This is a genomic window from Paenibacillus sp. 01T424 (assembly GCF_056398745.1).
This window is the reverse complement of sequence record NZ_JBFTPZ010000019.1, coordinates 128,702-142,245: the sequence shown is the minus strand read 5'-3', so window position 1 is coordinate 142,245 and position 13,544 is coordinate 128,702. Positions and strand designations below refer to the sequence as shown.

The window sequence follows — 13,544 nt, the reverse complement described above, 5'->3', positions numbered from 1 at the left end:
GTTCGAGACTACATCACTTACTATAACGCAATTCGTATTCAAACGAAACTAAATAACCAGTCGCCGGTTGATTATAGGCGATTGGCCGTTTAAACTTGAAAGGTGTTTTGATCCCTGTCTCACAAATGGGGGTCAGTCCCGAAGGACGTTCTTCGTCTTTTTTCGTATCGTATGAAATTGGTCTCTTAACTAGTTGTTGATATAGCGCTCAAAAATAGCGCCAAAATCCTTGATGCGATATTGTTTGTGCGTGTTTACAAGCCAGTTGAACGCGGATTTGTTCAGTCCGTCGAACTGTTCGACGACATTGAAGTCGCCTTTATGGATTTGCTGCAACGTTGTGGATGCGAGATCCAGGCTGCGTCTTGCATATTCAAGCGAGATTTCGTTCTCGCGTGTAATTTCTGAGATTTTGATAAGTGCTTTATAAAGGTCTTTCAGCTCTTCGATATGCTTCTTATTTACATCAATTGAAAAGGGGATTGAGCCAATCGAGAACTTGATTTCAACGTCAAGGTCGACCGTGCCTGCCGTTTCCAATGCAACCTGTGAAATTTGGTTCGCGCTATAAGAGTAACGCTTCAATGTCCGTTTTTTGCTTAGTGCGCTTTTGCCGTCCAAATGAATGAGTGCAAGGTTTGTGAAGCAATATTCGTCGGTTTTTGACTTAATGAGAAAATAAATTTTCTCGTTATCCTCATGCATGACGTAATCGTCAGAATCGGCTTTGCTGAAATCTGCGGGCTTGATGATCGCGCCAATATCACTTATTCCAAGGGCATCTGCTGCTAATTTACCAAACATTTTACCATTCCTCTCATCGTTGCGTGGAATTCACACCTACTCATTATATATTAAAAAATGGAAAATATGATAGTCCATTTGTCGTATTTTAGCGCAGTATGATACTGGATAATCATCTATCTTATTAGCAGCTTATTCACAAGCTTTTGCATCGTTTATATAGAGAGTTTTATCTTTCTTAAATTTTTTATCGGATGGATAAAATACGGGAAATTCAACAAACTGAGGAGATGGAAAGGAGGAACGTGACAATGAGTGAGCAACGAGAGGATTCGAACACGCTGCGCAGAGGTTTGAAGGCTCGGCATATGACCATGATATCGCTTGGAGGTTCTATTGGTACGGGTTTGTTTCTTGCGAGTGGCGGTGCCATTCACTCTGCTGGGCCGGGAGGAGCGGTGCTTGCTTATTCGCTGATTGGCATTATGGTATATTTTCTGATGACAAGCTTAGGGGAAATGGCTACCTATATGCCTGTGTCTGGAACGTTCAGCACCTATGCAGCGCGTTTTGTTGATCCTTCGCTTGGTTTTGCGCTTGGCTGGAACTATTGGTACAACTGGGCGATAACGATTGCGGCGGAGTTGTCTGCGGCCACGCTTATTATGAAGTTTTGGTTTCCGAACAGTCCGTCTATTTTGTGGAGCGGTCTATTTCTATTGTTAATGCTTAGCCTTAACCTTCTGTCTGTTAAGGGTTACGGCGAATCGGAATACTGGCTTGCCATGATCAAAATTGTAACGGTAATCGTGTTTATCGCTATCGGCTTGATGATGGTGATCGGCATTTGGAATGGGAAAGCGGTTGGCATAAGCAATCTGACGGACAATCCGTTTCCTGCTGGTTTTTTAGCTACGTTAGGTGTGTTTATGGCTGCGGGCTTCTCTTTTCAAGGAACGGAGCTAATTGGAGTAACGGCTGGAGAGAGTGAGAATCCTCGCGAGAATATCCCGCGTGCCATCCGTTCTATTTTTTGGAGAATCCTCTTGTTCTACATATTGGCGATATTGCTAATTGGCATGTTGATCCCTTATTCAAACGCGCAGCTCGCGAGCGGAGACATTTCGACGAGTCCATTTACGATCATTTTCGAGAGAGCAGGTCTTGCCGTAGCGGCTTCAATTATGAATGCGGTCATTTTGACCTCGGTATTGTCAGCAGGCAATTCCGGTATGTATGCCTCTACGCGGATGCTTTGGGTGCTGGCGAAGGAGGGGAAGGCCCCTCGTTTTCTGGCTAAGCTGAACGTGCGCGGGGTTCCTGTAGCGGCGCTCCTTGCGACGGGGGCTCTTGGCATGCTCGCTTTCTTAGCTTCCTTCTTCGGTGACGGCGTAGTCTACGTGTGGCTGCTGAATGCTTCGGGGATGTCTGGCTTTATCGTTTGGCTTGGCATTGCAATTAGCCATTATCGCTTTCGCAGAGCTTATGTATCACAAGGCCACAAGCTTGAGGATCTGGCCTATTTGGCGAAATGGTTTCCGATTGGTCCGATCCTAGCTATGCTGCTCTGTATTGTTGTGATTGGCGGTCAGTTTATCGGCGCGCTCAAGGATGGCCGTATTGATTGGGCTTATATCTTCGCCTCCTACATCGGCATTCCCCTTTTCCTTGCCATCTTTATCGGACACAAATGGAAGTATCGTACTCGAATGCTGACGCTGGCAGAATGTAAGCTAGATCCGGAGGAATAGTATGAAAAAAAAGCTCCCAACCGTTATGCGCTGAGGCATTAGGCTGGAAGCTTTTTTTAATAAAATTTATAAAAAAAATTAGTCGAGTACAGCTGTAATATGAGCTTTAGTAATCGACCAGTGGGACGTCGTCCACACTTTTTCTTTTTTCTCGATAAAAATAATTTGCGGGGACTCATGCTTAACGGAAGTATCCTCAGCGATTTGGTTGGAAACCGGACGCGATTCGATGACTTTTACAAGCACGTATTCCACATCTTCTCTTGGTTTCCCATCAAGATATTGATTGAATTCTTGGTAAGCATTAGCGCTGACCGGGCAAGTGGTGCTGTGCTTGAATATAACGAGTGGACGAGTAGCTGAAGCTTCATAGACGTTATTCCATTCTTCAATGGACGTGATTTCTTTGTATGACATAAGGGGAACACTCCTTTTAATCTGCTGTGCAGAAATTAATTAAAACCGTACATATAGTATAGCGCTTTTTGACGAGTAAAGTCATTTTTTTGTCGTTATGCCCTGAGCCATATTGCTATTGTATGAATTGGGTATTGCAATCGGAATTGGCGCGTGCTATGATAACGGAAGTCGAAATGACCGTTTTAGTTTTTTGGTCAGTTTTTAAAGTAATAAAGGAATGAAATGCTCGGAGGTGAAGGAATGGCCATTGATCGACGACAGCAGATTGTGAATGCTGCGGGGAAGTCGTTCGCGTTGTTTGGGTATAAGGCGACGACCATGGATCAGGTAGCGAAAATTGCGAATGTGGGCAAAGGGACGATCTATACGTTCTTTACGAATAAAGAAGAGTTGTTCCACGAAATTATGAAGAAGCTTATTATTGAAATGAAGCAGGTTGCAGAAAAGGTTGTTGATCCTAATCGATTATTCTTCGATAATTTGAACGCTGCGCTCGAGCAGCTGCTCGATTTTCGCGAGGAACATGAGCTTGCACTTAAGCTATCGCATGAGGTACGCGAGATTGGTACGCCCATGGCGCTGGAGGGTATACAGCAAATAGAGAAGGCAGTCGTTGGTTATATTCAACATCAAATCCAGCTGGCGATCGATAAGGGCGAGATTAAGCCTTGTGATCCAGAAATGACTGCGTTTGTTATGCTCCGCTTGTATATGGCGCTTACGGTAGAATGGAAAAAAACGCATGAACCGCTGGACAAACAGCAAGTAGCGGAAAAATTGCGATTCTATATGCAAGTAGGATTGGCTCCGGAATAACCTGGATGCCTTTTTTTACACAAAGAAATGACCGAATGAGAGAAATAGTCAATCAGTAATTGGGAGAGTGGACGATTTGAAGTTCAAAGGTTTAAAGCAGTTTGGTAAAGAATTGTCCGGAATCGGCCGCAACAAAATGTTGTTGATATCGGTAATTGGCGTGCTGATGATTCCCGTTATGTACTCATCGATGTTTCTAGGGGCGTTTTGGGACCCGTACGGAAATTTGGATAAGATGCCGGTAGCTGTCGTTAATGCGGATAAAGGGTATGAATTTAACGGCGAGATGATGCATATTGGCGATGATTTTGAGGCAGAGCTAAAGGAAAATGAAAAATTTGAATGGCATTTCGTGAGTAAAGAGGAAGCTGAGGCGGGAATGGAAGATCATAGCTATTATTTGGCCATTGAGATTCCTTCTGATTTCTCGGAGAAAACAACCACTTTAACTTCAGATAAGCCAACACCGGCTAAGCTTACGTATTTAGCTAATGAGAGTTATAACTTTTTAGCTTCTCAGATTGGCAGCAAAGCAGTAGACACGATGAAAATGGAGCTTAACAAAGAAGTGACGTCGGCTTATACGCGCACTGTTTTTGAGCAAATGGAGGAGCTCGTGGATGGCATAAGCAAAGCGAGCGATGGTGCAGGTGAAATTGCTGATGGGACGACAAAGGCGAAGGACGGAGCCGTACTCATCGAGAAAAACTTAGCGAAGCTGGTCAGCGGATCGCTGACTCTCAAAGAGGGAGTCGCTAAGCTGAACGATGGCGGCAAGGCGCTTGGCAAAGGCAGTGCCGAGCTTAGCACGGGCACGAATGACCTATCTAGCGGCCTGGCGCAGCTGCTGGCAGCGCAGAAGGAGCTTGGCGCGGGAGCGGCATCGCTCGGTGAAGGCGCAGGCTCGCTTGGAGCCGGAGCGGTGAAGCTTAGCGACGGCTTGTCGCAATTAGCCGGAGCGAGCGGACAGCTGGCGGGAGGCGCGTCGGACGCGCAGCAGGCTGCAGGGCAGCTGGCGGGCGGTCTTAAGGAATCAGCTGCGGGCGAGGAGCAGCTGAAGGCAGGAGCGTCACAGCTGGCGAATGGGCTGGCGCAGCTGGGTCAGGCGAACCCCGAGCTGGCGGAGAGCGAAAGCTTTGCGTCTTTGCTCAAAGCGAGCCGAGAGCTTGCTGCGGGTCTGGAGAAGTCTTCAGAAGGACAGAAGCAGCTGAGAGACGGGGCGTCTAAGCTGAGCGACGGCCTAGTCAAAGTATCTGATGGACTAGGAACCTTCGATAAGAAGGTCGAGGAAGCAGCGGCCGGCGGCAAGCAGCTTGGTGCAGGCGCAGAGCAAGTAGTCGCTGGTGCGAAGAAATTTTCAACCGGCATGAATCAGTTTGGCTCGAAGCTTGCTGAAGCAAGTGCCGGCGGAACAAAGCTTGCAGCAGGTGCCAAACAGCTGAACAGCGGGGCAGCAACGCTTACGTCTGGACTTTCACAATTGTCCTCAAGCATTACGCCATTCGTTAATGGTTCAGTAGAGCTGGAGGATGGTGCGCAGCAAGTAGCTTCAGGTTTGTTGAAATTGGAGGATGGCACTCAGGAGTTGTCTGGCAAGCTGAATGAAGCGTCGGATAAGACGTCTGATCTAAAGCTGACCGATACGATGGTGGATATGTTCTCCGATCCAGTGAAGCTGGATGTAGAGAAAGTAACGAAGGTAGATAACTACGGTACGGGTCTTGCGCCGTATTTCCTATCGCTTGGATTATATGTCGGAGCTATGCTATTAACGATTGTATATTCGGTTCGTGAACCGGCTGTTCGTCCAGTTAACGGCTGGAGCTGGTTTTTGAGTAAAGCACTCACTTTAGCGCTAATCGGTACTATTCAGGCATTGATTGCGGATGCTGCTCTTATTTATGTGCTGAAGCTGGAAGTGCAAAGCATGGGCTTGTTCGTCATGTACTCCATACTAACCAGCATTACGTTTATGATGATTATTCAATTCCTAGTTGCTTCAATGGGCAATCCGGGACGATTTATCGCAGTTATTTTGCTTATTTTCCAATTAACGAGCTCTGCGGGCACATTCCCTATCGAGCTTGTACCTGGATGGTTGCAAAAAGTATCGCCGTTCCTGCCAATGACTTACTCGGTCAAAGGCTTTAGAGATATTATCTCAAGCGGAGATTTCAGCTCGATGGCTGGATATGTTGCAATTATGGCGGGCATTGCTATTCTGTTCGCAGTGCTTTCTTATCTGTACTTTACTTTGTCCCATCGGAAAACGAAGGACGATCAGTTGGAACCAGCAGTTCCGGCATCTGTTTAATTTAAAAAAAGGGCTGGTCTCGGATAATCCGTGACACAGCGCAATATGCAAAGACGCTCTCAAACACGATGAAAAGTGGATGAGAGCGTCTTTTTTTGTATACAAATGTAGCGCAAGGAAGTGAGGTGAGCCGGACTAACTCCGCACAGTCATATACAAAAACGGCTGACCATTTTGGAAGGGATCATTTAAGATGATCTCTTCTCATTCGGTCAGCCGTTAATTATCTGCTATTCGTGAATTTCAGTGAGCAATTGACCAAGCGTCTCGAGCGCTTGCTCTTCCTGTTCGCCGTCAATTTCCAAAGTCACTTCTTCATTCATCGCGATACCAAGTGTCAGCATGCTAAGCGAGCTTTTGCCGTTTACTTTTTTGCCTTTGGCAATGACGCTGATTTTACAAGGAAAGGTGTTTGCTGTTTGGACGAAGGTTTTAGTTGGGCGTACATGAAAGCCCGTCGGATTGATGATAGTGTAAGTTTTGCTAATCATGATGAATCACTCCGTTTCTTGTGCGTTCTACGAATTGTGTAATTTCCTGAGTGCTCCGCATAGTCAGTGCTTGATTGGCATGAACCGACCATTCGGACTGGTCGAGCTGTCCGATCAGCTCTCTTGCTTGCAGAATCGAACCTGCGCTCATGCTGAATTCATGCAGGCCAAGGCCAAGCAGCAAAGGGATTGCTGTCTGATCGCCTGCCATCTCGCCGCACATGCCCACCCATTTGCCTTCTTTCTCTGCCGCTTGAATAACGAAGCTGATGAGGCGAAGCAAGGATGGATGCCATGGCTGGTACAGGTACGATACCGTTTCGTTCATACGGTCTGCCGCCATTGTATATTGAATCAAATCATTAGTGCCGATGCTGAAGAAATCAACTTCAGGAGCGAAAAGATCGGCAGCAACTGCCGCGGCTGGAATTTCGACCATCATGCCTATTTCGATATGCTCGGCAAGCTGCACGCCTTCGGCGATGAGCTTCTGCTTTTCTTCCTCAAGCAGCTTCTTTGCCTCGAGGAGCTCCTCTAATACGGCAATCATCGGGAACATGATTTTCAAATTGCCGTAGCGGCTGGCGCGGAGAAGTGCCCGCAGCTGTGTACGGAACAAGTCCTGTCTATCGAGACATAGGCGCAGCGCGCGCTGTCCTAAGAATGGGTTGCTTTCCTTTGGCAGCTCCATGTAGGGGAGCTCCTTGTCTCCGCCTATATCAAGTGTCCTGATGACGACTGGCTTAGGGTTCATTTTCTCAAGCGCATATTTATAGCTGGTGAACTGCTCCTCCTCCGTTGGGAGGGAGCTGCGCCCCATATATAGAAATTCGGTACGAAAAAGCCCAATTCCTTCGGCGCCGTTGTCGATTGCCCGCTGAATATCTTCCAAGCTGCCGATGTTGGCTGCCAGCTCTACTTGCTTGCTATCCTTGGATAAAGTGAGCTTATCCTTCAGCTTGCTTAATTCCGCTCTGCGCAGATCATCCTTTTGTTTCTTTTCTTGATAGGCTGCAAGCTCTTCTTCCGTAGGCTCAATTAGGACAATGCCTTCAGCCGCATCAACGATAATGACGGCTTGCTCTTTCATATCGTGAACCGCTTGGCCGATCCCTACGATTGCTGGTATTTCCAATGATCGCGCCATAATGGCAGAATGCGAGGTGCGGCTGCCTATCTCTGTGACAAAACCGCGTACGAAGTTCAAATTAAGCTGAGCAGTATCTGAAGGCGTCAGATCGCGCGCAACGATAATACACTCCTCCGACAGATTGGCTAGGTCAGTATGCGGAACGCCGCGCAAATGACTCATGATGCGTCCGGATACGTCCTCAATATCAACGGCGCGTCCTCTTAGCAGTTCATCAGCCATCGATTGCAGAAGGTCGATAAAATGTTTAGATATCTCATGGAGCGCAAATTGAGCATCTATGGATTCTTCGGCTATTTTTTGCTCAATCGCTTCAATGAAATCAGGATCTTCCAAAATCATCAGATGACCTTCGAATATTTCGGCTTTGTCTGCTCCGAGGCGCTCCTCTGTTTTTGTGCGAATCGCTTCAACCTCTTCACGGGTGCTTGCAACAGCACGGCGGAACGTTTCTATTTCCTGCGCACTGTCTTGCACAAATTGCTCAGTCGGTATGAAACGCTCGGATGCGAGATGGAAGACCGGGGCAATGGCGATACCCGGTGATGCTGCTATCCCTTTAAGTGTTAATGTCATTAACTTCAGACTCCTTTCGCCGCAGATTGGAGGGATTGCTCCAGCTTGCGGTATTGCTCTGCCGCTTGTATATGAAGCGGATGCTGCTCATCTAAACCTGTATATTTTGTTATCGTAGAATGAAGGCCTAGTTCCTTAATGGAAGCTTGCAGCTCGGCAGCTTCGGGATCATCTACAGCATTAAAATGTAAAGCCGCTGCCATAGCCGTGGTCAAATGAATGGCAGGCATGCCAAATTTATAAGCTAATGAGGCCGGTCTAACTAGACGGTCATTCGGAGAAATTTTGCGAATAGGCGAGCGGCCGATTCGAACTACCTCGTCTACCAAGTAAGGATTAACAAAGCGCTCCAAAATTTGCTCAACATAAAGCGCATGCTCTTTCTCATCGAATTGATACGTTTGGATAAGCGCAGCTCCTGATTCCTGCAATGCGCCTCGTACCTCTGCCAATATCTCTTTGTTGTTCATCGCTTCTTGAATCGTCTCGCAGCCTTTAAGAAAACCGTGATACGCTGCAACGCAATGCCCTGTATTAACAGTGAACAGCTTGCGCTCGATATACGGCTCCAGTTGATCGACGTAGTGTACTCCGTCAATTTCCTTAAGCGAATTAAGCAATGGGGAACGCTCTACAGTCCACTCATAGAAAGGCTCGACCATAACTTCAAGTGGGTCTTCATTTTGCTGCAGCGGAACGATACGGTCAACGGCGGCGTCAGGGAAAACGATATGCTGATCGGCCTTCGCCTGTACATCCTCAGATAGATGGCCATATACGAATTGCTTCAAAATCGTGCTGCCGCCAAGGGCATTCTCGCACGCAATAACCGGAAGAGCGGCTTTGCCGCTCTCGATTCTAAGCTCAATTCCTTTAGCAACCGCAGCGGCAATGTGCTTCAGTACCGATACGCCAACAGCGGTTGTAACGATATCCGCTTCTGCGATAGTCTTAGCGACTAAATCTATATTTTTACCGTCAATAGCAGTTATATGGTCAACTAGATACGTGTCGCCTTGCTCGTTTGCAATCTTAACCGCATATTGCCCTTTTTCCTGCAGCTGCGAGACAAGCGTATCATTTACATCAACAAAACATACCTCGTAGCCCGCGTTATGCAGCAGCAAACCGATAAAACCTCTGCCTATGTTGCCTGCGCCGAAGTGAACGGCCTTCATGATTCCATCCCCGATTCAAAGATTGAAATCAATTCTTGCTCCGATGAAGCGTTCAAGATGCGCTGCATATCTTCTTCCTCAGACACGAGCACAGCAACATTGGTCAAAATATCAAGGTGATCGTCGCCGACAGCCGCTAGGCCGATAATTAATTGAGCAGGCTCTTCGCCGCCGAAGTCTACGCCAGCCGGTACGGTAATAATGGCCATGCCTGTGGATTTAATAAGTGCTTTCGATTCATTCGTGCCATGAGGCATAGCAAGCCCTCCGCCGATATAAGTGGATAGAGACTCCTCGCGCTCAATCATTTTGTCGATATACGAGTGCGGAGCATGCCCTGCGTCAACAAGCATTTGTCCAACCATGCGGATCGCTTCGTATTTGTCCTTAAGGTTAACGTTTAATTTTACTTTCTCTGTAGATAGAATGGTCATGATTATTCTCTCCAATCCAATTTGGTTTTTATATATTGTTCCAGCTTCTTTGAGATAAACAACTTAATGCTTGCCGCATCATCATGCGCTAATAAAGTTAGCAGATTCGGCAGCAGCAGCATTGCGCTAACTTCACTTAGCAGCTCAAGGCTATAGGAATCAAGCTTGAGAGGGCCGAGCATCATCAACAGGTGCTTGGCCTGCGCATCTTCATCCTCGCCTAGCTGCAAAGTTCGATCATATCGATATAAAGCAAGCAGTGGCTCTTTAATCCACTCGCTGCGTGTATGAAGCAGGGCAAGCTCGGTATCTGGTATGACGAGACTTCCTTGCAGCTCTCTTGCGAGCAGCTGATCGGCTATTTTTTCGCGATTTGCATCGATATACGGCTTTCCGATTAAGGAAAGCATACTCGGCAGCTGGTGGTCCAATCGATCTTGATCTGGCAACAGCGTTAAATCATGCACATGGAAGCCGTCAAGCAGCTGAAGAACGATGCCGGAATACAGCTGAAGCTGAAGCAAACGATCCAGAGGTGACTGGCCTGCCGTGTCTTCGGTTGCTGATAGGGAGGGAGCGGCCTTCTTCAAGGTGGTGCCCTCTATATAGCTGCGAAGCTTATTTGTTTCTTCCGGCGTGAGCAGAGGACTCAGCTTAATATAGCGGTCGGGCTCTAACGGCAAATCAACTGTTGAAATGATCAAATCATAGCGGCTCGGCGGAAGCCTTGTCGCTTCATACCATGAATAATGACCGATCAAGTCGATTTGCGGCAGTACATTAGCAATTTTGACAGCTAAAAGCTTGGATGAACCGATGCCGCTCGTGCAAACGAGAACAGCTCTTATTTTTCTTGGAAAAGGCTTTAACCGCTCAAGGGAAGCTCCAAAATGCATAACGATATAACCGATCTCCTCGTCAGGCACTTGTAGAAGCGGATAAACCTGTTGTACAGCGCTTTGAACAATGGAAAACAATATAGCGTAATCTTTTTTGATCGGCACTAACATCGGATTGCGGATGGCGATGCCGTCCTTAATGCGTTGAAAGGCTGGTTTTATATGCTGAATAAGTCCTTCCTCCAGCGATCGATCCTCCATGAGCGACATGTTTAGCTGATCCTCGACATAACGGATGAGCAGCCTGACACCTTCAATGGTCGGCATATCTTCATGATGAATCAACAGGCCGTTATCTAGAAAAGCTTCGCTATTCAGCAGTTGTGAAAGATATGTTTTTTCTTCTATTGGGAGCTGTAGATTGAGCGCAACCAGCAAGCTTCGCAGCAAGGGAATGATTTCATCAGAATGACGATATTCGCTTGCTGAGACAAAGCAGTTGTTCTCTATTCGGGTTAATGCAACCGACAGCTTAATAAGCAATCTTGTATAGTTAGATTCGGACAACGTATGTGGCCATTCGTCATTTAGTTCCCATAGCGCATGCTCGAGCCGCTTAAAGTTTTCTTTGCCGATCATGTCGAGCAGCTGTGCTGTGATCGGATTTGAGACTGTAAGGTTCTTGAATTGACCGAATAAATCGGAATCGTCAAGATGATTTATGGCAAGCAAGCTAATCGAATGACGCTTATCTTCTTCAGATCCAATAATTTCAACGCCATACCCTCTTCTGCGAACAAGGGTCATCCCATGTTTATTGATCAGTTCCTCCAGCTCATCGAGATCATGGCTGATGGTCGGCATCGTTACACGCAGCTCATGGGCGAGTGCAAACAGCTTTATCGGCTCGTCATGCTCAAGCAGCCTGCAGAGAATAACGATTTTTCGTTCTTCAGCCGAATATTCAAAGTAATCAGATGGCTCAAACGATTGTTTGAATCGCTCAAGAGTATCCGAGTCTGCTTCTACTTGAATACCAAGCCCTGCTATTTTGTGAAGTGCAATGCCGTTTGCGGCAAGTAACGATTCGATATCGACAAGCTCGCGATGGATCGTCCTTGTGCTCGTACCGACAATGGACGCGATATCGGCTGCGGTAATTTCTTGCTTTTGACTCAGCAGCAGTTCGATAATTCGACGTTGCCTAGTTGAGGCTTTGATAGGCTATCCTCCTTAGCAGAAGAATGGACTTAACGCCGACAGTAAACTGTCAGCGTTAAGTATGAAGTCATGAACTTAGTCTTTGTACGAGCAAGTCATACTCTGGACTTTTAAGGAAATTATCAATGGAAATATGCTCTGCATTTGGCGCCTTTAGGCGTGCGCGGTCAGTCAATGTTTTATGGGTGATAACGATGTCGGCATCGCCTGGAATATCGTTGATCGCCGTGTTGATAACGGTAATCGGCAGCTCAGCTGCATTTATTTTTTTGCGCAATATGGAAGCGCCCATCGCGCTTGAGCCCATACCCGCATCGCAGGAAAATACAATTTTGTTCACTTGCTCTTTCGTTAGCTGTACTTGTTCTGCGGCAGGTGAAGCAGCATTTCCTTTGGATTCAGCTTTCATTTGCTGAACTTTTTGTGCAGCGAGCTCAAGCTCGTTGTCGTTATCTCCTGCCTGCTTACTTGTTTTAAGAAGAACAGCAGAGACAAGGAATGAAACGATTGTTGCGACGACTACGCCGCTTAGCATTGCTAGTAGTCCGCCTTTTGGCGTCATGGTGATATAGGCGATAATGCTGCCCGGTGATGGCGCGGCGACAAGACCAGCTCCGAAGATGGAGAAGGTGAATGTACCAGCAACACCCCCAGCAATAGCTGCAATAATCAAACGCGGATTCATTAGAATGTACGGGAAGTAAATCTCGTGAATACCGCCGAAGAAATGAATAACAACAGCGCCTGGTGCCGATTGCTTAACCATTCCTTTTCCGAATACCCAATAAGCAAGCAGAATGCCAAGACCAGGTCCTGGGTTGGATTCCAGCATGTAAATGATGGATTTGCCGGCTTGTGATGCTTGATCCAGCGCGAGCGGACCTAGTATGCCGTGGTTAATCGCGTTGTTGAGAAACAGTACTTTAGCTGGCTCGATCAAAATGTTCGCAAGCGGCAGGAAACCTGTGTTGATCAGCCACTCCACACCTGAAGCAAGTACTTTGCTTAATGCGGCTACGACCGGCCCGATGCCTTTGAAGGCAATCAGTGCAAGGCCGCCGCCAATAATGCCGGACGAGAAATTGTTGATGAGCATTTCAAAGCCCGAAGGAATCTTTCCTTCAATAGATTGATCGAATTTCTTCAGCACCCATGCGGCTAGCGGGCCAACGATCATGGCTCCGAGGAACATGGGAATGTCCGCCCCAGCAATAACGCCGAGTGTGACGATTGCGCCGACTACGCCTCCGCGTACGCCGTGAATCATTTGACCACCGGTATAGCCGATGAGTATAGGGAGCAAGTAGGTAATCATCGGTCCAACAAGTGTTGCTAGGCTTTCGTTCGGAAACCAGCCTGTTGGAATAAATAGTGCCGTAATGAGTCCCCATGCAATAAAAGCGCCAATATTCGGCATGACCATGCCGCTTAGAAAACGACCAAATCGTTGTACGGAAACTTTAACTCCGCCGGATACCGGTTGCTCGGATGTCAGTTTACTCATGCTTAAACCTCCAATTTATAATAATGTTCACTAACTGAACCTGAATTAATCGTAATGTATAGCGCTTTCATATTCAATGAATTGAAAAACAGGTTGCGTCATGAGC

At 47.0% G+C, this 13,544-nt stretch carries 12 protein-coding genes and 1 pseudogene; 4 read left to right on the top strand and 9 right to left on the bottom strand.

The window, feature by feature from the left end:
- The coding region (locus tag AC1DPK_RS16350; RefSeq protein WP_477510996.1) for an IS3 family transposase at nucleotides 1-93 on the top strand (93 nt) is incomplete at its 5' end.
- 96 nt (nucleotides 94-189) lie between these two features.
- Here the strand turns inward: AC1DPK_RS16350 and AC1DPK_RS16345 are convergent.
- Nucleotides 190-804: a PH domain-containing protein gene (locus AC1DPK_RS16345; protein WP_339206364.1), complete on the bottom strand. Its 615-nt coding sequence runs from the start codon at nucleotides 802-804 to the stop codon at nucleotides 190-192.
- Nucleotides 805-1,055: 251 nt separating this feature from the next.
- Here AC1DPK_RS16345 and AC1DPK_RS16340 point away from each other — a divergent pair, with 251 nt between their 5' ends.
- Nucleotides 1,056-2,495: an amino acid permease gene (locus tag AC1DPK_RS16340; protein ID WP_477510991.1), complete on the top strand. Its 1,440-nt coding sequence runs from the start codon at nucleotides 1,056-1,058 to the stop codon at nucleotides 2,493-2,495.
- Between the two features lie 78 nt (nucleotides 2,496-2,573).
- Here the strand turns inward: AC1DPK_RS16340 and ytxJ are convergent, their stop codons facing one another.
- Nucleotides 2,574-2,912 carry a bacillithiol system redox-active protein YtxJ gene (gene ytxJ / locus AC1DPK_RS16335; RefSeq protein WP_076268487.1) on the bottom strand — a complete coding sequence of 113 codons (339 nt, stop codon included), beginning with the start codon at nucleotides 2,910-2,912 and terminating at the stop codon, nucleotides 2,574-2,576.
- A 243-nt stretch (nucleotides 2,913-3,155) separates the two neighbouring features.
- On the opposite strand from ytxJ, the gene AC1DPK_RS16330 reads away from it, so the two are divergent.
- Nucleotides 3,156-3,731 (top strand): TetR/AcrR family transcriptional regulator, encoded by a 576-nt coding sequence (locus AC1DPK_RS16330; RefSeq protein WP_441910574.1) that lies wholly within the window; start codon nucleotides 3,156-3,158, stop codon nucleotides 3,729-3,731.
- A gap of 76 nt (nucleotides 3,732-3,807) precedes the next feature.
- Nucleotides 3,808-6,045, top strand: a complete 2,238-nt coding sequence (locus tag AC1DPK_RS16325; RefSeq protein WP_477510990.1) for a YhgE/Pip family protein — start codon at nucleotides 3,808-3,810, stop codon at nucleotides 6,043-6,045.
- Nucleotides 6,046-6,275: 230 nt separating this feature from the next.
- Here the strand turns inward: AC1DPK_RS16325 and AC1DPK_RS16320 are convergent, their stop codons facing one another.
- From AC1DPK_RS16320 to AC1DPK_RS16290, 7 genes and pseudogenes are all read right to left on the bottom strand, one after another.
- On the bottom strand, nucleotides 6,276-6,536 hold the full coding sequence (locus tag AC1DPK_RS16320) for an HPr family phosphocarrier protein (protein WP_339206371.1): 261 nt from the start codon (nucleotides 6,534-6,536) through the stop codon (nucleotides 6,276-6,278).
- On the bottom strand, nucleotides 6,529-8,262 hold the full coding sequence (gene ptsP, locus AC1DPK_RS16315) for a phosphoenolpyruvate--protein phosphotransferase (protein ID WP_477510989.1): 1,734 nt from the start codon (nucleotides 8,260-8,262) through the stop codon (nucleotides 6,529-6,531). Before ptsP ends, AC1DPK_RS16320 begins: the two co-directional genes overlap by 8 nt.
- A 5-nt stretch (nucleotides 8,263-8,267) precedes the next feature.
- Entirely contained in the window at nucleotides 8,268-9,440 is a 1,173-nt protein-coding gene (locus AC1DPK_RS16310) for a mannitol-1-phosphate 5-dehydrogenase (RefSeq protein ID WP_477510988.1), read from the bottom strand.
- A complete protein-coding gene (locus AC1DPK_RS16305) occupies nucleotides 9,437-9,874 on the bottom strand; it encodes a PTS mannitol transporter subunit IIA (RefSeq protein WP_477510987.1) in 438 nt (145 codons plus the stop codon). The genes AC1DPK_RS16310 and AC1DPK_RS16305 overlap by 4 nt, the downstream gene beginning before the upstream one ends.
- Nucleotides 9,875-9,876: 2 nt before the next feature.
- Complete coding sequence (locus tag AC1DPK_RS16300) at nucleotides 9,877-11,577, bottom strand: BglG family transcription antiterminator (RefSeq protein ID WP_477510986.1); 1,701 nt, start codon at nucleotides 11,575-11,577, stop codon at nucleotides 9,877-9,879.
- A gap of 183 nt (nucleotides 11,578-11,760) precedes the next feature.
- Nucleotides 11,761-11,907 (bottom strand): annotated as a pseudogene (locus AC1DPK_RS16295) (HTH domain-containing protein); the annotation flags it as partial.
- 94 nt (nucleotides 11,908-12,001) lie between these two features.
- Nucleotides 12,002-13,438, bottom strand: a complete 1,437-nt coding sequence (locus tag AC1DPK_RS16290) for a PTS mannitol transporter subunit IIBC (RefSeq protein ID WP_441877736.1) — start codon at nucleotides 13,436-13,438, stop codon at nucleotides 12,002-12,004.
- Nucleotides 13,439-13,544 lie beyond the last annotated feature (106 nt).